The sequence below is a fragment of the Streptomyces sp. NPDC054783 genome, from assembly GCF_053611725.1.
In genome coordinates this window covers 288402-306622 of sequence record NZ_JBSHAY010000004.1, presented here as the reverse complement: position 1 = coordinate 306622, position 18221 = coordinate 288402, and the positions used below count along the sequence as shown (strand labels likewise).

19 protein-coding genes and 1 riboswitch are annotated in these 18221 nt (G+C 71.7%); of the genes, 9 read left to right on the top strand and 10 right to left on the bottom strand.

The features are described 5' to 3' along the window. Positions 1 to 53 precede the first annotated feature (53 nt). Entirely contained in the window at positions 54 to 1265 is a 1212-nt protein-coding gene (locus tag ACWGJ5_RS10985) for a lipid-transfer protein (protein WP_453309421.1), read from the bottom strand. 163 nt (positions 1266 to 1428) lie between these two features. On the opposite strand from ACWGJ5_RS10985, the gene ACWGJ5_RS10980 reads away from it, so the two are divergent. The 5 genes from ACWGJ5_RS10980 to ACWGJ5_RS10960 all read left to right on the top strand — a co-directional run bounded on the left by ACWGJ5_RS10980 (position 1429) and on the right by ACWGJ5_RS10960 (position 6980). Beyond that, a complete protein-coding gene (locus ACWGJ5_RS10980) occupies positions 1429 to 3174 on the top strand; it encodes an MFS transporter (RefSeq protein ID WP_453309420.1) in 1746 nt (581 codons plus the stop codon). Positions 3175 to 3350: 176 nt separating this feature from the next. Then, on the top strand, positions 3351 to 4001 hold the full coding sequence (locus ACWGJ5_RS10975) for a class I SAM-dependent methyltransferase (RefSeq protein ID WP_453309419.1): 651 nt from the start codon (positions 3351 to 3353) through the stop codon (positions 3999 to 4001). A gap of 22 nt (positions 4002 to 4023) precedes the next feature. Then, positions 4024 to 4983: an N-acetylmuramoyl-L-alanine amidase gene (locus ACWGJ5_RS10970; protein ID WP_453309418.1), complete on the top strand. Its 960-nt coding sequence runs from the start codon at positions 4024 to 4026 to the stop codon at positions 4981 to 4983. Positions 4984 to 5066: 83 nt separating this feature from the next. Continuing rightward, entirely contained in the window at positions 5067 to 5864 is a 798-nt protein-coding gene (locus ACWGJ5_RS10965; protein ID WP_453309417.1) for a hypothetical protein, read from the top strand. Between the two features lie 105 nt (positions 5865 to 5969). Then, on the top strand, positions 5970 to 6980 hold the full coding sequence (locus ACWGJ5_RS10960; protein WP_453309416.1) for an LLM class F420-dependent oxidoreductase: 1011 nt from the start codon (positions 5970 to 5972) through the stop codon (positions 6978 to 6980). On the opposite strand, the gene ACWGJ5_RS10955 is transcribed toward ACWGJ5_RS10960, so the two are convergent. Further along, entirely contained in the window at positions 6977 to 7561 is a 585-nt protein-coding gene (locus ACWGJ5_RS10955) for a hypothetical protein (RefSeq protein ID WP_453309415.1), read from the bottom strand. The two genes, ACWGJ5_RS10960 and ACWGJ5_RS10955, sit on opposite strands and share 4 nt — an antisense overlap. A gap of 128 nt (positions 7562 to 7689) precedes the next feature. Between ACWGJ5_RS10955 and ACWGJ5_RS10950 the strand changes: the two genes are divergently transcribed. Continuing rightward, on the top strand, positions 7690 to 7983 hold the full coding sequence (locus ACWGJ5_RS10950) for a hypothetical protein (RefSeq protein ID WP_228620031.1): 294 nt from the start codon (positions 7690 to 7692) through the stop codon (positions 7981 to 7983). Positions 7984 to 7993: 10 nt separating this feature from the next. Here ACWGJ5_RS10950 and ACWGJ5_RS10945 read toward each other — a convergent pair whose 3' ends face one another. Genes ACWGJ5_RS10945 through ACWGJ5_RS10935 form a run of 3 tightly spaced genes read right to left on the bottom strand, consistent with a single transcriptional unit; the run spans position 7994 to position 11222 of the window. Further along, entirely contained in the window at positions 7994 to 9064 is a 1071-nt protein-coding gene (locus ACWGJ5_RS10945) for a prenyltransferase/squalene oxidase repeat-containing protein (protein WP_453309414.1), read from the bottom strand. Then, positions 9061 to 9807: a class I SAM-dependent methyltransferase gene (locus ACWGJ5_RS10940; protein WP_228620035.1), complete on the bottom strand. Its 747-nt coding sequence runs from the start codon at positions 9805 to 9807 to the stop codon at positions 9061 to 9063. Before ACWGJ5_RS10940 ends, ACWGJ5_RS10945 begins: the two co-directional genes overlap by 4 nt. After that, positions 9801 to 11222, bottom strand: a complete 1422-nt coding sequence (locus ACWGJ5_RS10935; RefSeq protein ID WP_453309413.1) for a glycosyltransferase family 4 protein — start codon at positions 11220 to 11222, stop codon at positions 9801 to 9803. The genes ACWGJ5_RS10940 and ACWGJ5_RS10935 overlap by 7 nt, the downstream gene beginning before the upstream one ends. A 219-nt stretch (positions 11223 to 11441) precedes the next feature. Here ACWGJ5_RS10935 and ACWGJ5_RS10930 point away from each other — a divergent pair, with 219 nt between their 5' ends. Further along, a complete protein-coding gene (locus tag ACWGJ5_RS10930) occupies positions 11442 to 12098 on the top strand; it encodes a TetR family transcriptional regulator (RefSeq protein WP_453309412.1) in 657 nt (218 codons plus the stop codon). Between the two features lie 42 nt (positions 12099 to 12140). Here the strand turns inward: ACWGJ5_RS10930 and ACWGJ5_RS10925 are convergent, their stop codons facing one another. The 4 genes from ACWGJ5_RS10925 to ACWGJ5_RS10910 form a co-directional block, all read right to left on the bottom strand. After that, positions 12141 to 13004, bottom strand: coding sequence for a tetratricopeptide repeat protein (locus ACWGJ5_RS10925; RefSeq protein ID WP_453309411.1), 864 nt, complete (start codon positions 13002 to 13004; stop codon positions 12141 to 12143). A 62-nt stretch (positions 13005 to 13066) separates the two neighbouring features. Next, positions 13067 to 13300, bottom strand: a complete 234-nt coding sequence (locus tag ACWGJ5_RS10920; protein WP_228620044.1) for a ferredoxin — start codon at positions 13298 to 13300, stop codon at positions 13067 to 13069. Between the two features lie 3 nt (positions 13301 to 13303). Beyond that, a complete protein-coding gene (locus tag ACWGJ5_RS10915) occupies positions 13304 to 14755 on the bottom strand; it encodes an aldehyde dehydrogenase (protein ID WP_453309410.1) in 1452 nt (483 codons plus the stop codon). Positions 14756 to 14850: 95 nt separating this feature from the next. Next, positions 14851 to 15645, bottom strand: a complete 795-nt coding sequence (locus tag ACWGJ5_RS10910; protein ID WP_453309409.1) for a glycosyltransferase family 2 protein — start codon at positions 15643 to 15645, stop codon at positions 14851 to 14853. Between the two features lie 137 nt (positions 15646 to 15782). Between ACWGJ5_RS10910 and ACWGJ5_RS10905 the strand changes: the two genes are divergently transcribed. Both ACWGJ5_RS10905 and ACWGJ5_RS10900 read left to right on the top strand, forming a co-directional pair. Beyond that, the gene (locus ACWGJ5_RS10905) at positions 15783 to 16814 is read left to right on the top strand and encodes an MBL fold metallo-hydrolase (RefSeq protein ID WP_453309408.1); all 1032 of its coding nucleotides are present in this window, start codon (positions 15783 to 15785) and stop codon (positions 16812 to 16814) included. Between the two features lie 99 nt (positions 16815 to 16913). Further along, positions 16914 to 17366, top strand: a complete 453-nt coding sequence (locus tag ACWGJ5_RS10900) for a nuclear transport factor 2 family protein (protein ID WP_453309407.1) — start codon at positions 16914 to 16916, stop codon at positions 17364 to 17366. On the opposite strand, the gene ACWGJ5_RS10895 is transcribed toward ACWGJ5_RS10900, so the two are convergent. After that, positions 17363 to 18043 carry a phosphotransferase gene (locus ACWGJ5_RS10895; protein WP_453309406.1) on the bottom strand — a complete coding sequence of 227 codons (681 nt, stop codon included), beginning with the start codon at positions 18041 to 18043 and terminating at the stop codon, positions 17363 to 17365. The two genes, ACWGJ5_RS10900 and ACWGJ5_RS10895, sit on opposite strands and share 4 nt — an antisense overlap. A gap of 99 nt (positions 18044 to 18142) precedes the next feature. Beyond that, positions 18143 to 18213: riboswitch (cobalamin riboswitch) on the top strand. The last annotated feature ends 8 nt before the right edge of the window (positions 18214 to 18221 follow it).

Here is an 18221-nt window from a genome sequence, read left to right as displayed (position 1 = left end):
GGACCGCCCGCGGATCAGCCGGACCGCCTGCGGATCAGCGGACCGCCTGGGGATCAGAGCGCGCGCAGCACCGTCACCACCGCCGCGCCGCCCAGCCCGATGTTGTGCGCGAGCCCCACGCGCGCGCCCGGCACCTGCCGCTCCCCCGCCGTGCCGCGCAGCTGCCACACCAGCTCGGCGGCCTGGGCCAGGCCGGTCGCGCCCAGCGGATGTCCCTTGGAGATCAGCCCGCCCGACGGGTTCACCACCCAGCGGCCGCCGTACGTCGTCGCGCCGGACTCGACGAGCTTCCCGGACTCCCCGGGGGCGCACATGCCGAGCGCCTCGTACGTCAGCAGTTCGTTGACCGAGAAGCAGTCGTGCAGCTCGACGACGTCCACGTCCTCGATGCCGAGCCCGGCGCGCTCGTAGGCCTGGCGGGCGGCCGCCCTGGACATGGGCTGCCCGACGACGTCGATGCAGGAGCCGGACGCGAAGGACTCCTCGGTGTCCGTGGTCATGGCCTGCCCGGCGATCTCCACGAGACCGGTGAGCCCGCGCCGCGAAGCGAACCGTTCCGACACCACGACCACGGCCGCCGCGCCGTCCGAGGTCGGCGAGCACTGGAGCTTGGTGAGCGGCCGGTGGACCGTACGGGAGGCGAGGACGCCGGCGACGTCGTACACGTCCCGGAACTGGGCGTAGGGGTTGTGCGCGGAGTGCCGGTGGTTCTTGGCCGCGACCGCGGCGAGCTGGGCCTCGGTCGTGCCGTACCTCTCCATGTGCTCGCGGGCCGCGTCACCGAAGATCTGCGCGGTCGGCGGGGCGGGCTCGAAGCCGTGCCGGGCGGCCATGATGCCGTAGTGCCGGGCGACGGGCGACACGGCGCTCCAGTCATCAGCGGCTCCGCCGCGGGCTCCGCCGTCGGCTCCCCCGCCCAGCGCGCCCTTCTTCATCTTCTCGAAGCCCAGCGCCAGTACGCAGTCCGCGGCGCCGCCCTCGACGAGCTGCCGGGCCAGCATCAGCGCGGTCGAGCCGGTCGCGCAGTTGTTGTTGACGTTGTAGACGGGGATGCCGGTCAGGCCGAGTTCGTAGGCGGCGCGCTGCCCGGCGGTGGAGGGCTGGAAGCAGTAGCCGACGGGAACCTGTTCCACATCCGTATAGGCAACGCCCGCATCCTCCAGCGCCGCCGTCCCGGCTTCCCGCACCATGTCCCAGTACTGCCATGAACGGGTCTCGGGCTTCTCAAACCTGGTCATCCCGACCCCGGCGACATAGGCCTTCATGGCACGCAGACTAGAACGTGTTCCACCAACCCACCAGACCCTGACGCCAGATCAGAAACCCATGGGCCGGTCAAGGATTCATTAGAGGCCCGAAGCAACGGAATAGTTGCCTGCGCATACGAGGTTTACCGGGCACTTATTCCTACGGGGAGGCCTCGACTCCATGACCCACACGACGACCGACCAGCCGGCCCGGAGAGCGGGCGGCGCCGTGGTCCCGGTGCTCGCCTTCGCGGGCATCGTCGTCGCGGTGATGCAGACGCTGCTCGTGCCGGTCATCAAGGACCTGCCGCAGCTGCTGGACACCGCGCCCTCCAACGCCACCTGGGTCCTCACCTCGACCCTCCTGTCCGGCGCCGTCGCCACCCCGATCATGGGCCGGCTCGGCGACCTCTACGGCAAGCGCCGGATGCTGATCCTCAGCCTCGCCGTGATGGTGGTCGGCGCCCTGGTCAGCGCGCTCACCAGCCAACTGCTCACCATGATCGTCGGCCGTGCCCTCCAGGGCTTCGCCATGGGCGCGATCCCGCTCGGCATCGGCCTGATGCGCGACATGCTGCCGCGCGAGAGGCTCGGCTCGGCGATGGCCCTGATGAGCTCCTCGATCGGCGTCGGCGGTGGCCTCGCGCTGCCCGCCGCGGCCCTGGTCGCACAGCACACGAACTGGCACGCCCTCTTCTACGGCGCCGCCGGCCTCGGCGCACTGTCCATCGTCCTGACCCTCCTGGTCGTACCCGAGTCCCCGATGCGGGCGGAGGGCTCCTTCGACCTGCTGGGTGCGATAGGCCTGTCGACCGGCCTGGTGCTGCTCCTGCTGCCCATCACCAAGGGCAGCGACTGGGGCTGGTCCTCGGTTACGACGCTCGGTCTGTTCGCCGCGTCGGTCGTGGTCCTCGTCCTGTGGGGCCTGTTCGAGCTGCGCCACCGTGCGCCGCTGGTCGACCTGCGCACCACCGCGCGCCCGGCCGTCCTCTTCACCAACCTCGCGTCGATCATGGTCGGCGTGGCCTTCTACGTCGTCTCCCTGGTCCTGCCCCAGCTGCTCCAGCTGCCGAAGGCCACCGGCTACGGCCTCGGCCAGTCCATGGTCGTCGCCGGTCTGTGCGTGGCCCCGCTGGGCCTGACGATGATGTTCACGGCTCCGGTGTACGCCCGGCTGTCCGCCAAGTACGGCCCGAAGGTCACCCTCATCGTCGGCCTGCTGATCATCGCGATCGGCTACGGCGGCGGGCTCGGCCTGATGGACGCGGCCTGGCAGACGATCGTCACCTCCGTGGTCCTCGGCGCGGGCATCGGCCTCGCCTACTCCTCGCTGCCCGCCCTGATCGTCGGCGCGGTCCCGGCCTCGGAGACCGGCGCGGCCAACGGCCTCAACACGCTGATGCGGTCCATCGGCACGTCGGTGTCCAGTGCCGTCATCGGCATGGTGCTCGCCAACACGGCGAACAACGTCGGCGGCATCGCGATCCCGACCATGCACGGGTTCCGGGTGTCCTTCCTGATCGCCACGGCCGCGGTGGCGGTGGGCCTGCTGCTCGCCCTGTTCCTGCCGAAGGCCTCCCGGCCGGGTCAGCAGCACACGCAGCTGCGGGCCAGCAGCGAGGAGGACGCTTCGCTGGAGCGGGCCGAAGAGGTGCTGCGGGGATTCCGGGGACGGGTGCTCGGTGCCGACGGTGTCCCGGTCGCCCGGGCCAAGGTCACGCTGATCGACCGGCGGGGGCGGCAGGCCGGGGCGGCCGTCTCCGACGAGGACGGGAGCTATGTGCTCGCGGTGCCGGCGCAGGGGGCGTACGTGCTCGCCGCGAAGGCCTCCGGCCATGGGCCGCTCGCGTCTTCCGCCACGCATTCGGGTGAGTCGCGGGCTGTCGAGCTGGATCTCTCGTTGCCTGGGGAGACTGTGAGCGCCTAGAGCTCGGGGGCTGCCGGATTGCGGCTGTGGCGCAGTTGTGGCTGGTCGCGCCCACGCGGCGGAGCCGCATGTCGATACAGCCCCGCGCCCCTGTGAAACGCACCCCCTGTCACATGAGTGGCCGGGGGTGCGGCAGCATGGGCCCCTGGAACAGTCGTACGACCGAGAGGCCCCCTATGACCGCCGCCCCCAAGCCCGAGATCCTGGCCGCGTTCGAGGCGGCCAAGGGGTTCATGCCCGTGGACGAGGGGCTGGCGTTGTACGAGGCCGCGGTGGAGGCGGGGCGGCTGGGGCTGCCGTTGCTGGAGGTCGGGACGTACTGCGGGCGGTCCACCGTGCTGCTCGCCGACGCCGCCCGGGGGGCGGGGGTCACCGCGCTGACCGTCGATCATCACCGGGGCAGTGAGGAGCAGCAGCCCGGGTGGGACTACCACGACCCCGAGACCGTCGACCCCGAGGTCGGGCTGATGGACACCCTGCCGACCTTCCGGCGGACGCTGTTCAAGGCGGGTCTGGAGGAGCACGTGGTCGCCCTCGTGGGTCGCTCGCCTCAGATCGCGGCCATCTGGAACTCCCCGCTCGGTCTCGTCTTCGTCGACGGCGGGCACACCGACGAGCACGCGGGCGCCGACTACGAGGGCTGGGCGCCCCATGTGGCCGATGGCGGACTGCTGGTCATCCACGACGTCTTCCCGGAGCTCGAGGACGAGTTCACCGGGCAGGCGCCGTACCACGTGTACCTGCGGGCACTTGGGTCCGGGGCGTTCACGGAGGTCTCGGTGACCGGCTCCCTGCGCGTCCTGCGACGAACGGACGCGGGGATCTGAGGCCCCGGTTAAAGTCGCAGACGTGTCGTACCTAGGCCCGGAGTTCGATCCCCCGCAGCCGCGCCGGCCCCGGCGCGGCCCGCTGACCGTGGCGCTCGCCGCGCTGGTGCCCGGTGCGCTGCTCGGCTGGGTGGTGTACGAGGAGGTGGGCGGCGGTGCCGGCAGCGGCGGCACGGACCGTACGGCCTCCACCGCTCCGGCGTCCGGTACCTCCGCCGCGCCCTCCCCGTCCGGTCGCCCTGCTTCCCCTTCCGCCTCCGCGACGGACGACGGCAAGCAGCCATCGGCGGGTTCCGCGTCCGGCCCGCTCAAGGGCAAGGTCGTCGTCATCGACGCCGGGCACAACCAGGGCAACTTCCAGCACACGGCCGAGATCAACCGCAAGGTGGACATCGGCACGAACGTCAAGGAGTGCGACACCACCGGGACGTCCACCAACGACGGGTACACCGAGGCCCGTTTCACCCTGGACGTCGCCCACCGGCTGCGCACGCTGCTGGAGAAGCAGGGCGCCACGGTGAAGCTGACCCGCGACGGCGACAGCCCGGCCTGGGGGCCGTGCGTGGACGAGCGGGCCCGGATCGGCAACGACGCCCACGCCGACGCGGCGATCTCCATCCACGCCGACGGTTCGGCGGAGGGCAACCGCGGCTTCCATGTCATCCTGCCGGGCTCCGTGCACGCCGGTGCCGCCGACACCCGGCCGATCGTCGGGCCCTCGCACGACCTCGGGGTGCGCATCGCCGGGAACTTCGTGCGCGACACCGGGGAGCCGCCGTCCAACTACCTCGGGAACGGTACCGGTCTCGTCGCACGTACGGACCTGGGCGGTCTCAATCTGTCAACGGTTCCGAAGGTGTTCATCGAGTGCGGCAACATGCGCGATAGCAAGGACGCGGCACTGCTGACCAGCGGCGCCTGGCGGCAGAAGGCCGCGCAAGGGATCTCTGAGGGAATCGTGAGTTTCCTGCGCGGTTCGTGACCGACGGGCGGAACCGACCGGACAGCCGGATCTTGCGGACGGTAGTGTCTAGCGACGACGAGACGACCTACGAAGGACCTGAAGTGAATATCCGCTCCCTCACTAGAGGCGACGGCGTGGTGATCGGAGCAGCGGTGGTGCTGTTCATCGCGTCGTTCCTCACTTTCGAGAGCTTCTCCGGCTTCGGCACCAGCGAGAGCCGGAACGCGTGGGACAGCCTGGGTACGGGCCTGGGCATCTACATGGGCGCGGTGATCGGTGCCGTCCTCATCGTCGTCAACCGCTGCCAGCCGCAGCCCCGCAAGGTGCTCGGGCTCGACCTCGGACAGGTCGGCGCCGCGTTCCCGGTCCTGGCGGCCTGGGCGCTGCTGTGGACACTGATCGACGTGCCCGACGGCGTGGACGCCGGCGCCGGTCTCATCCTCGGTCTCATCGCCGCTCTGGTTCTCGCGGGTGCCGCCATCGCCACCCCGCTCTCCCCGCCGCTGCAGGCCGCCCTCCTCCCGGCCCCCAAGCCGGTCGCCCCGCAGCCCTACGGCGCCCAGCCGCCCGGTGGTTACGGCTACCCGGGTGCCCAGCCGCAGCCGGGCCAGCCGTACGGGGCCCAGCCGCAGCCGGGTCAGCCGTTCGGGCAGCAGCCTGCCCCGCAGGGTGCTCCGGCGGCCGCGCAGCCGCCCGCCGGGGACTTCTCGCCGTTCTGGTTCGCCGTGCCGGTGACCCGTCCGCTGTTCGCCGAGGACGGTTCGCCGACCCCGATCGCCGAACTGGCGCCGGGCACCTGGTACCTGGCCGTCGAGCAGCGCGGTGCCGCGCTGGTCGCGCAGACCCAGGACGGTCGCCGCGGTGTGCTCCAGGACACCTCCGGCATCCAGCGCGGCTGAGCGCCGCACGGCGTCGCGCACGGCCCCTCGCCCTTCCGGGCGGGGGGCCGTTGTCGTACAGTCGCCTCCCGGCAGTGAACTGACGGTCCGTCAGGAGGCAGGCGCATGCGGCTCGGTCTCGCACTCGGCTACTGGGGACGCGGCCCGGACGCCGGTCATGTGCCGCTCGCCCGGGAGGCGGAGCGGCTCGGGTACCACTCGGTGTGGACGGCGGAGTCCTGGGGCTCGGACGCCTTCACCCCGCTGACCTGGATCGCCGCACAGACCTCAAGGATCCGGCTGGGGACGGCCGTTGCCCAGATGGCCGCCCGCTCGCCGGCCACCACCGCGATGCACGCGCTCACCCTGGACCACCTCTCCGGCGGGCGGGTGATGCTCGGGCTCGGGCTGTCCGGGCCGCAGGTGGTGGAGGGCTGGTACGGCCGCCCGTTCCCGAAGTCGCCGCTGACCGCGACCCGGGAGTACGTGGACGTCGTACGGCAGGTGCTGCGGCGGGAGGCGCCGGTGGCGTCCGGCGGGCGGTTCCATCCGCTGCCGTACCGGGGACCGGACGGCACCGGGCTCGGCAGGCCGCTGAAGTCCATCACCCATCCGCTGCGTCCGGACCTGCCCGTGCTGCTCGGCGCCGAGGGCCCGAAGAACGTGGCCCAGACCGTCCGGGTCGCCGACGGCTGGCTGCCGCTGTACTGGGCGCCGAGCCGGCCGGAGGTGTACGGGGACGTGGTGCACGAGCTGCCGGAGGGGTTCCTGGTGGCGCCGATGGCCCGGGTGAAGGTGTGCGACGACGTGGCCGAGGGGCTGCTGCCCGTGAAGGCCATGCTCGGCTTCTACATCGGCGGCATGGGCCACTCCTCCCGCAACTTCCACGCCGACCTCATGGCGCGCATGGGGTACGAGAAGGAGGCCCGGCGGATCCAGGAGCTGTTCCTGGCCGGGCGGCGGGAGGAGGCCGTGCTGGCCGTGCCGGACGCCTTCGCCGACGAGATCTCGCTGGTCGGACCGCGTGAACGCATCGCCGAGCGGCTGGAGTTGTGGCGCACCGGCCCGGTGACGGACCTGCTGGCCCTGTCACCGGACCCGCACAGCCTCAGGGTGCTGGCGGAGCTGAACTCCTAGCCGCCCTGGGACAGCTGGGACGGCGAGGGCACCTGGTTCTTCACCGGGGCGTCGGCGCTGCTGCCCGCGTCCTTGACCTTGTTGATGACGTCGTTGAAGGCGTTGGCTGCGTTACCGTCGCCGCTGCGGAGCTTGGACGGCAGGTTCTTCAGGCCTTCGACGGCGGCGCTGAGCGGGGCGAGCGCCTTGGACAGCAAGGGGTCGCCCTGGGCGTTGCGGACGGCCGCCTTGAGCCGGTTGTAGGTGAACGCGCCGGCCAGACCGGCCTTGACCAGGGTCATCTTGCGGCCGTGGGCGCCCTTCTTGAACTTGCCCGCCTTCCAGGGCTTCACGATCCACTGGTAGGTCGCGCCCGCCGCGAGGCCCGCGTTCGCCACGAACCGGGCCTTGGCGAACTTCTGCCGTTCGGCGGAGGTGGTCGGGCTGGGGGTCGGGCTGGGGGTGTCGGCGGCGGGTGCGGCCTGGACCGCCGCGGTGTCCTTCGTACTGGTCTTCTCGCTGCTGCCGCAGGCGGTGGAACCGGCCAGCAGGGCGCAGGTCAGCGTGAGCGCCACCACGAGGCGCCGTATCGGTACGGGCACGGGGTCCTCCGGACGTGTCCTCCCCGAGCGGACTGCTTCCTCCGGCAGCCTCACCCGGGACGGCCGGGTACGCCACTCGGGCGCAGCCGTTCGGGTTTCACCGCTCGCCGCCCGGCAATCCGGAAGGTATGTCCCCTCGATATCGTAACGGTGCCAATCAGGCCGGGACGGTCATCGCGGTCGTCGCCGACGTCATGGCGGTGATCCTCGGCCTGTGGATCCTGATGTACCTGCTGGACGCCAACCGTGCCAACAGCCTGGTCCAGTTCGTCCACCACGCCGCCGCCTGGCTGGCGGGCTGGTCCCACGACCTGTTCACGTTCAACGAGGCCTGGGCGAGGGTGGTCGCGGGCTACGGCCTGGCCGCGGTGGTGTACCTGTTCGTGGGCCACGCCATCGCCAACCGGATACACCGGCACTGAGCCGTGCGGGCTAGCCGCAGCAGTCGGTGTCCAGGCCGGTCGGCAGATGCTCTCCGCCGAAGACCGCGCACGTCGCCTCGTGGCCGCCCAGCGCCGCGACGGCGAGGAGCAGGGAGCCGGCCGTCCACGTGGTCAGTTCGCAGGGCCAGATCGCGTCGTCCTCGAAGACGTAGCCCGTCCAGTACAGGCCGCTGTCCGGGTCGCGCAGGTGCTGGATGGACTGGAGGATCTCCAGGGCGCGGTCCGACTCCCCCACCGCCCACAGGGCCAGGGCAAGCTCGCTGGACTCGCCGCCGGTGACCCACGGGTTGGGGACCACGCAGCGCACGCCGGCGTCGGGTACGACGAACCGGTCCCAGGACTCCGCTATCCGGGCCCTGGCCTCCTCGCCGGTGAGCGCGCCGCCGAGGACCGGGTAGTACCAGTCCATCGAGTAGCGGTTCTTGTCGAGGAAGCGCTCCGGGTGCCGGCGGATCGCGTGCCTGAGTCCCCCGAGCGCCAACTCCCAGTCGGGCTGCGGCTCTTCACGCTGCTCGGCGATGGCGAGCGCGCAGCGCAGCGCGTGGTGGATCGAGGAGCTGCCGGTCAGCAGGGCGTCCCCGGTGGGCGTGCCGTCGTCCTCGCGGCGCCAGCCGATCTGGCCGCCGGGCTGCTGCAGGGCGAGCACCCACTCCACGGCCGCGTAGACGCACGGCCACATGCGGTCCAGGAACGTGTCGTCGCCGGTGGAGAGATAGTGGTGCCAGACGCCTACGGCTATGTAGGCGACGAAGTTCGACTCGCGGGCGCGGTCGGTGACCTCGTCGTGGGCGCCGTCGGCGTAGGCGGCGTACCAGGAGCCGTCCTCGTTCTGGTGCCGGGCCAGCCACTCGTAGGCCCGCTCGGCGGCCTCGTGCTCGCCGGCCGCGTCCAGGGCCATCGCGGCCTCGGTGTGGTCCCACGGGTCCAGGTGATGGCCGCGGAACCACGGGATCGCGCCGTCCTCCCGCTGTACGGCGAGGATGCCGCGGACGGTCGCGGCGGCCTGCCCGGCGGTGAGGACCCCGGGCAGGACGAGGTGTTCTGTCCGGGGAGTGGTCACTCGGCGGCCGCCTCTTCGGTGAGACGCGGCAGGTGCGGCTTGGTCGCGTAGACCACGAAGCTCTTGCCGATCAGCGGGTTCAGCGCCTGCTCGGCGACCCGGGTGGCGAGCGGCTTCTTCATGATGTCCCAGACCAGCAGCTTGTGGTACGCCCGCACCGGCAGCGCCTTGTCGTTGTCGACGCCGAACGCGCACTTCAGCCACCAGTACGGCGAGTGCAGCGCGTGGGCGTGGTGGCTGCCGTACGGCTTCAGGCCCGCCTCGCGGATCCTCGCCACGAGTTCGTCGGCCTTGTAGATGCGGATGTGGCCGCCCTCGACCTCGTGGTAGGCGTCGGACAGCGCCCAGCAGACCTTCTCCGGGCCGTAGCGCGGCACGGTGACGGCGATACGGCCGCCCGGCTTGAGCACGCGGACCATCTCGGCGAGCACGCCCTTGTCGTCGGGGATGTGCTCCATCACCTCGGAGATGATGACGACGTCGAAGGACTCGTCCGGGAAGGGAAGGGCGAGCGCGTCGCCCTCCATGGCCGTGGCGGTGGCGCCCTCGGGTGCCTCCCCGGCCTCCTTCATCGCCGCGAACCACTTCGCGACCTCGCGGATCTCCTCGCCGTTCTGGTCCAGGGCCACGACCTGGGCGCCGCGCCGGTAGCACTCGAAGGCGTGCCGGCCGGCCCCGCAGCCGAGGTCCAGGACTCGGTCGCCCGGGGCGAGCGGGAACCGGGAGAAGTCGACGGTCAGCACGTGGCCCTGCTTTCGGAAGAGACGCCTGCAACGCTTGCTGGGGCCGCGGAGCGGCCGGGAATCGGGGCGACGGTGGGGGCGCCCCCCGGCGAGCCTGTTCGAGCGTGGGAGAGGCCGGCGCGGGCGATGGCCTCGCGGTAGTGGGCCACCGTGCCCTCGGCGGCGCGGGCCCAGGTGAAGTGCCGTAGCACCCGCTCACGGCCGGCGCGGCCGAGCCGTACCCGCAGCTCTCCGTCCCCCAGCAGCCGGCCGAGCCCGGCGGCCAGCGCACCCGCGTCGCCGGGCGGCACGGCGAGGCAGGTCTCGCCGTCGCGGCCGGCGACCTCGGGGATCGCGCCGCCGGTCGTGGCGACCAGCGGGGTGCCGGTGGCCATGGCCTCGGCGGCGGGCAGCGAGAAGCCCTCGTACAGCGAGGGCACACAGGCCACCTCGGCCGAGCGGATCAGGTCGACCAGCTCGGCGTCGGAGATGCCCTTGACGAACTCGACGGCGCCTTCGAGGCCGTACCGCTCGATCGCCGCCACGACCGGCCCTTCCTCGGGGCGCTTGCCGACGACGACGAGATGGGCGGCCGGGTGCTCGGTGCGCACCTTGGCCAGCGCCTCCACAAGGAACACCAGCCCCTTGAGCGGCACGTCGGCGCTGGAGGTGGTGACGATCCGGCCCGGCACCTCGGGCACGGCCGGATTCGGCGCGAACAGATCGGTGTCGGCGCCGATGTGGACCACGTGCACGCGGTCGTCGCGGACACCGAGGTGGTCGACGATCTCCTGCCGGGAGCTGCCGGAGACGGTGAGGACCGAGGGCAGCCGGCGCGAGACGCGCTTCTGCATCCGGGTGAAGGCGTACCAGCGGCGCACCGAGTAGCGGCGCCGCCGGCCCTCGGCCGCATCCAGCTCCAGCTGCCGGTCGACGGTGATGGGGTGGTGGATGGTGGTGACCAGGGGCGCGCCGATGTCCCCCAACAGCCCGTAGCCGAGGGTCTGGTTGTCGTGGACGACGTCGAACTCGCCGCGCCGGGCACGCAGATGGCGGCGGGCGCGGAGGGAGAAGGTCAGCGGCTCGGGAAAGCCGCCGGTCCACATCGTGGCGACTTCCAGGGCGTCGATCCAGTCCCGGTACTCGCCCCGCCCGGGGGTGCGGAAGGGGTCGGGCTGGCGGTAGAGGTCGAGGCTGGGCAGCTCGGTCAGCGTGAGTCCGGGACACCCCTCGTCGAGCACGGGGTACGGCTGCGAGCCGATGACCTCGACCCGGTGTCCGAGCCGGGCCAGCTCACGCGAGAGATGCCGTACGTAGACACCCTGGCCGCCGCAGAACGGGTTCCCTTTATAGGTGAGGAGCGCGATGTCGAGCGGTCGCTCGCCGTCGGCAGCGGGGTCCTCGTCGACGCCCGCCACACGGGCCTCAGCGGTCACTCCGTGCCCCCTTCTGCCTGCACTGTCCCGCGAGACTACGTCGGGACGCTAATCTAGAACAAGTTTCAGACTTGATCGTTCAAGAGGCTCTGAATCTACCGGCAGGTAGGGGCGCTGTGAGCAGTGGATCAGGTGATTCACGCCACGGCGCGGCGCCTGCCATGCTGTGTGATCACGTGCCCCACAGACGCCTTCACCGACTGTCACGGAACGGGACCCATGCCTGCGGAAGCCAGTGTTTCGAGGTCTTCCCCCACTCTCGGCTTCGCTCGAGCGGGGGGACCCCCACCGCCGCCCCTGACCGAGCGCCAGGAGGCCCGCCGCCGCCGGATCCTGCACGCGAGCGCCCAGCTGGCCAGCCGGGGCGGTTTCGACGCCGTGCAGATGCGCGAGGTCGCCGAGTCCTCGCAGGTGGCGCTCGGCACCCTCTACCGCTACTTCCCCTCCAAGATCCACCTGCTGGTGGCGACGATGCAGGACCAGCTGGAGCACATGCACGGCACCCTGCGCAAGAAGCCCCCGGCCGGCGACACGGCCGCCGAGCGGGTCGCCGAGACGCTCATGCGGGCGTTCCGCGCCCTGCAGCGCGAGCCGCACCTGGCCGACGCGATGGTCCGCGCCCTGACCTTCGCCGACCGCAGCGTCTCGCCGGAGGTCGACCAGGTCTCCCGCCAGACCACCCTGATCATCCTGGACGCGATGGGCCTGGAGAATCCCACCCCCGAGCAGCTCTCGGCGGTCCGCGTCATCGAGCACACCTGGCACTCGGCCCTCATCACCTGGCTCTCCGGCCGCGCCTCCATCGCGCAGGTGAAGATCGACATCGAGACGGTGTGCCGGCTGATCGACCTGACCGAGCCGGGCGGGCACGCCTGACCTGAGCGACCCACCGTGGAGCGAGCCCGGCGCGGCCGGTCCTCAGCCGGCCGGTGCCAAACCGCTCCACGCGCGTCCCGAAGGCGTCTGCGTGACCCACTGGTCCAGCAACCGCCGTGCCTCCTCCTCCGAGGCCGCCAGGGACACCTGCTGGGCGCCCCCGTGGACGCTGCGCCGTCGCTCCGGCGTGCCCTCGCTGCAGCAGGCGCACAGCAGCTCGAAGCTGCTCGCCGGCTCGGCGCCGTAGCCCTGCGCCACGAACAGCTCGACCAGCGCTTCGATGTCGGCGGCCTCGCCCGCGTTCACCGTGACCGTGTACGTCGGCAGGTCGGAGGCCTCGAAGAGGAGGAGTTCGTCGAAGACGGGGTACTCGCGGCCGTCCACGACCCGGCGGCCCTTCGGCTCGCCGTCGTGGACGACGATCTCGCCGAAGCGGCGGCCGGCGGTCACCGGTACGTTCACGACCCGGCCCCGGGTCGGGCACAGCCGGTCGATCCAGACCACCTCCCGCTCCCCGCCCGTGTCGAGACGGACGCACGCCTGCCCGAACCGGCCGACGATCTCGCCCTCCCCCTCCGGGAGTTGGATGCCGAAGCCGTCCCACGCCTCCCGGGCCGTCGCCCAGTCGCGCTGGATGGTGGCCGCGATCCCGAGGTTCCAGTACGCCGGGTCGCCCTCACCGCGCGGGGCGCGCGCGGCGGCCTCGCGGCCCAGCTCGTACGCCTTGGCCCAGTTGCGCAGGAACTTGTGGGCGAGCGCGGCGTCGTACCACCACACCGCGCTCGGATTCTCGTCCGGGTAGTGCGCGAGCACACGCTCGTAGAGGTCGGCCGCCCGCAGCCACTCCTCGGCCTGCCACTCCTCCCGCGCCCGCGTGATCAGCTCGACCGCCTCGGACCTGTCCACGCTTCCCCGCCCCTGCTCGTTCCGTCGAGACCGCAGGAGGGTAACCCGAGGCAGGGACACGCCTACTCCTCGGGCGGGAACACCGCCTCCCCGCTCCCCACCAGTGTGATCACGATCGCCTCCACCGGGCAGCTCTCGGCCGCCTCCAGGACCGGTTCGGCGGCGTCGGTGTCCGGTTCCACCGGGTGGGACTGGCGGGCGGAGTCGAGGCGGAAGGCGTGCGGGGCGTGGTGGAGGCACTGGGCCGAGCCGATGCACACCGACCGGTCGACCTCGACGTGCCAGCGGTCGCCCATGGCCTACGCCCCCGCCGGCAGGTGGATCATCTTGTGCTCGAGGTAGGCGCCGTAGCCCTCCGGGCCGAACTCCCGGCCCAGTCCGGAGTTCTTGTAGCCGCCGAACGGGCCCAGCATGTCCAGGCTGAAGGTGTTGACCGAGTAGGTGCCGGTGCGGACCTGCCTCGCCACGTCGATGCCGTGCTCGACGTCGGCCGTCCATACGCTGCCGGACAGGCCGTAGTCCGAGTCGTTGGCGATCTTCACGGCCTCGGTCTCGTCGCCGTACGGGAGCAGGCAGATCACCGGGCCGAAGATCTCCTCGCGGGCGATCCGCATGGAGTTGTCCACGTCTCCGAAGAGGGTCGGTTCGACGTACCAGCCGTTCGCCAGCCCGGCCGGGCGGCCGCCGCCGGTGAGGACCTTGGCGCCCTCCTCCTGGCCGATCCGGATGTAGTCGAGGCTGCGCTGCTGCTGACGGCGGGCCACCAGCGGGCCGACCTGGGTCGCCGGGTCCAGCGGGTCGCCGACCTTCAGCGCGCTCGCGGCGGCCGCGAAGGCGTCGGCGAACTCGTCGTAGCGGGCGCGCGGGACGAGGATGCGGGTCTGGGCCACGCACGCCTGCCCGTTGTTCATCCAGGCCGCCGGTACGATCCCGGCCACCGCCGTCTGCACGTCCGCGTCCGGCAGGACGACCGCCGCCGACTTCCCGCCCAGCTCCAGCGTGACCCGGGTGAGGTTGCGCGCGGCGACCTCCATCACCCGCTTGCCCGCCGCGACCGAGCCGGTGAAGGAGATCTTGTCGATGCCGGGGTGGCCGACCAGGTACTCGCCGACCTCGCGGTCGGCGGGCAGGATGGAGAGCACGCCCTCGGGGAGCCCGGCGTCCCGTGCGATCTCCCCCAGGAGATACGCGTCGAGCGGGGACTCCGGGGACGGCTTCAGTACGACCGTGCAGCCGGCCAGCAGCGCGGGCGCGAGCTTGGCGGCGGCGACGAACTGCGGGACGTTCCAGGGGACCACGGCGGCGACCACACCGACCGGCTCGCGGCGGACGAGGATCGGGCCGAGGACACCGTCCCGGCGCTCCTCGTACGTGTACTCCCGCGCGACCCTGATCGCGGCGTCCCACACCATCATCGCGCCGAGCGCCTGGGCGAGGACGCTCCAGGAATACGGGGAGCCGTTCTGGGCGGAGATCACCCGGGCGATCTCCTCGTGCCGGGCCGCGATGCCGTCCTTGATGCGGGTGACGACCTCGATCCGCTCCTCCAGGGTCGCCCGCGGCCACGGCCCCTCGTCGAAGGCGCGGCGCGCCACCGCCACCGCCCGGTCCACGTCCTGCCGGGAGGCGTGCGGCACCCGGCCGATGACCTCCTCGGTGTGCGGGGAGATCACCTCGATGACGTCCTTGCCCAGGGGGTCGGTCAACTCCCCGCCGATGAACAGCTGTCCGTGTTCCACGAGCTCGGTCATGGCCGACTGCCTCCCACCGCACCGCACGTTTCTGACGCTGTTTCAGGACTGATATCAGTTCCGGTTGAACTAGGCCAGAGCAAAGCCCGGTCCGCCTACTGCGGCCACTGCCAGCCCGACTCCCGCAGGACGCGGGCTCGTTGCGTGAGCGCGTCGGTCCGGGTGGCTGCTTCAGCCGGCTCCCAGTAGCGCTTCGATGCGGTCGTCTGATCGGGATGCTTGCGATAAAGGACACTCGGCTCCGCTATGAACTCGCCGGGTGCCACGGCTTCCGCGGCCAGGAGCAGAGCAACCGTCTCGGCCCCGGACAGTGCCTGCCAGCCGCCGAGGGCGAGCACCAGGCGGCGGTGAGCGGCGAATGTGGTCGCCTGAACGGACAGACGCTGTTCGAGCACCTCGCGATAGAAGCGTGCGGGCTCCAGGGGGCCGCCCGGAGGGTCGTAAGGACCCGGCGCGGTGCTCCCGTCCTCGTGGAGGTCGACGCAGGCGGACACGCACCACGGGACGCGTTCCAGGGTCTCGATGTCCCGCTCCAGCGCGCCCGGCAGCAGTACGTCATCCGCGTCCAGCGTCCGGATCAGCTCTCCGTTCGCGCGCGCGAGGGCGTGTGTGCGTGTCACCGCTGTGCGCGCGCGCAGTCCCGTGCCGAATGTGATCCTGGGATCGCCCGGCAGGCTTTTCGCAGGGACACCTGAGGCACCGTCTTCCTGCACGCACCATTCCCATTGCCAGTCGTCCGGGAGCTTTTGTTCGCGCAGGGATTCATAGGTGTCACGGATGAAGTGGTGGCCGCCGTCGTGAACTGCGGTGATGACGCTGATGGTTCGCATGCAATGGTCCTGCCAGAAAGGGATGAGCCAATTGTGATCATGACATGAACCAGCGGCCAAGGTTTTGCTCTCGGTGTCACAGGACTATGCCCCAGGCGCATCCGCCACACGTGTTACCGTCCCGCTTATCTGACGCACAATCAGTTCTGGCTATAGTGGGCAATGGCCGTGGGTGCGGGCACTGGGGCGGAGGGCTGATGGCGACGACGTTCGAGCACGGCGGGGGCGTGCGGTCCGTGGCCGTGCCCATCCCGGACAACCCCCTCGGCCACACGCTGGTCTACGTCGTGGCGACCGACCGCGGCCCGGTGCTGGTCGACACCGGGTGGGACGACCCGGCGTCCTGGGACACGCTCGTGGCGGGACTGGCCGCCTGCGGTACGGCGGTGCCGGAGGTGTACGGCGTCGTCATCACGCACCACCACCCGGACCACCACGGCCTGTCGACCAGGGTGCGCGAGGCCTCCGGCGCCTGGGTGGCGATGCACGCCGCCGACACCGCGGTCGTACGGCGCACCCGGGAGGCCCGGCCGGAGCGCTGGTTCAGCTACATGAGCGCCAAGCTCGCGGCGGCAGGCGCGCCCGAGGAACACCTGGCGCCGCTCCGCGCACCCCGTACCCCCCGCACCCTGCCCGGCCTCTCCCCGGCTCTCCCGGACCGGGAGATCGTCCCCGGCGAGCTCCTCGACCTGCCCGGCCGCAGACTGCGTGCGATCTGGACCCCCGGCCACACACCGGGCCACGTCTGTCTGCACCTGGAGGAGGATCACCCGGACCATCGGCTGCCGGGTCACGGACGGCTGTTCAGCGGCGATCACCTCCTCCCGCGGATCACCCCGCACATCGGCCTGTACGAGGACCCCGACGACGCGACCGTCACCGACCCCCTCGGCGACTACCTCGACTCCCTGGAGCGGATCGGCCGCCTCGCCCCCGCCGAGGTCCTCCCCGCACACCAGCACGCCTTCACCGACGCGCCGGGCCGGGTACGGGAGTTGCTCGCCCATCACGAGGAGCGCCTGGCCGGCCTGCTCGCGCTGCTCGCCGAGCCGCTCACGCCCTGGCAGCTGGCCGAGCGCATGGAGTGGAACCGCCCCTGGGCCGAGATCCGCTACGGCTCCCGGAACATCGCCGTCTCGGAGGCCGAGTCCCATCTGCGCCGCCTGGTCAAACAGGGCCGGGCGGAGCCGGTGGCGGGGAGCGAGCCGGTGGCGTACGTGGCGGTGTGAAGCGGTCTGGCCGGTCTGACGGTGTGGCGGTCTGACGGTGTGGCGGTCTGGCGGTCCAAATGAGTCGCCTTGTGCCCGGCGGCCCTGTTACACAGGCTCATGAATCTCGTCGACGCACTTCTCGCCCAGCACGCCTGCGAACACGTCATCCTGCACTTCGTCCGCCGCCTCGACCTGGGTGAACCGGCCGACGTGGCCGACCTGTTCACCGAGGACGGCGTCTGGGAGTGGCCTCCGCCGGGGGACGGGCGCCGGATCGAGGGCCGGGAGGCGCTGCGCGCGTACTTCGGCTCCCGCCCCGCCGACCGGCTCTCCCGCCGTCTGATGTCCAATGTGCTGGTCACGATCACCGGCCCGGACTCGGCGAGCGCCACCTCGTACTTCACGACGTACCGCGTCGACGGATACGGGGGAGGCGACCCCATTCCCGCCGGGCCGCCCGTCCAGGTGGGTCACTACGAGGACACCTTCCGCCGGGTCGACGGCAAGTGGCTGATCGCCTCCCGCACCCTGCACCTGCCCTTCGGCGGCGACACCCCGAGGGTCGGCTAGGGGACGGGGCGCCATCGCGCCACCCTGCGTATCAACGGCTCGGCGTCCGCGAGGAGTTCGACCTCGCGGGCCGTCATCGTCGGATTGGCCGCCCTGCGCCTGCGCGCCTCCGTCAGCCCCTCCTCCGTGAGGTCCGACGGGTCGGCCAGCAGGGCCGCGAGCATGTCGTGGGCCGGACCGGCGAGCGGGGTGCCGTCCACGGCGACCTGGGCGAGGATCACCGCCGACATGCCCCAGTCCAGGCCGGGGCGACCGTCCTCGGTGCTGGACCAGTCGATCACGCGGGGACCGTCCGGGGTGAGCATCACGTTGTCGGGGTGCAGGTCGAGGTGGAGCACGCGGGCTCGCGGGTCGGCCGGGTCCCGGCCCGGTACGGCGTGCAGTTGCCGCAGCAGGGACGCGAGCAGGGTGCCCGCCTCCGCCACGTCGGCCCGCCCCTCGGTGAGGGCGGTCAGCAGGGTCGGGCCGGACAGTCGTTCCAGCACCAGGTCGGTGCGTGAGCCGGTGGGCCGTACCCGGGGTGCCGGATAGCCGTGCTGCCGGACGTACGCCATCACGGCCCCCTCGGCGGCCGCGTCCCCCCAGCCGTCCCGGTCGCGGCGCAGCACCCAGGCATCGTCGATCTCGTACACATCGGCCGAGCGGCCCGCGCCCAGCAGTCTCCCCGTTTCCGTCACGACCGTGACCCTAGTCACCACACCACCGTGTGCACAGCCACTCCTCAGCCCCCTCAGGACGGCCGGTAAAGTGGCGGCGTCGTCATCACACCCGTACGGGGGGAAGCCGGTGCAATTCCGGCGCTGACCCGCAACCGTGACCCGTCGCCAGACGGTGAGCCGGAACGCCCCGGCGGGA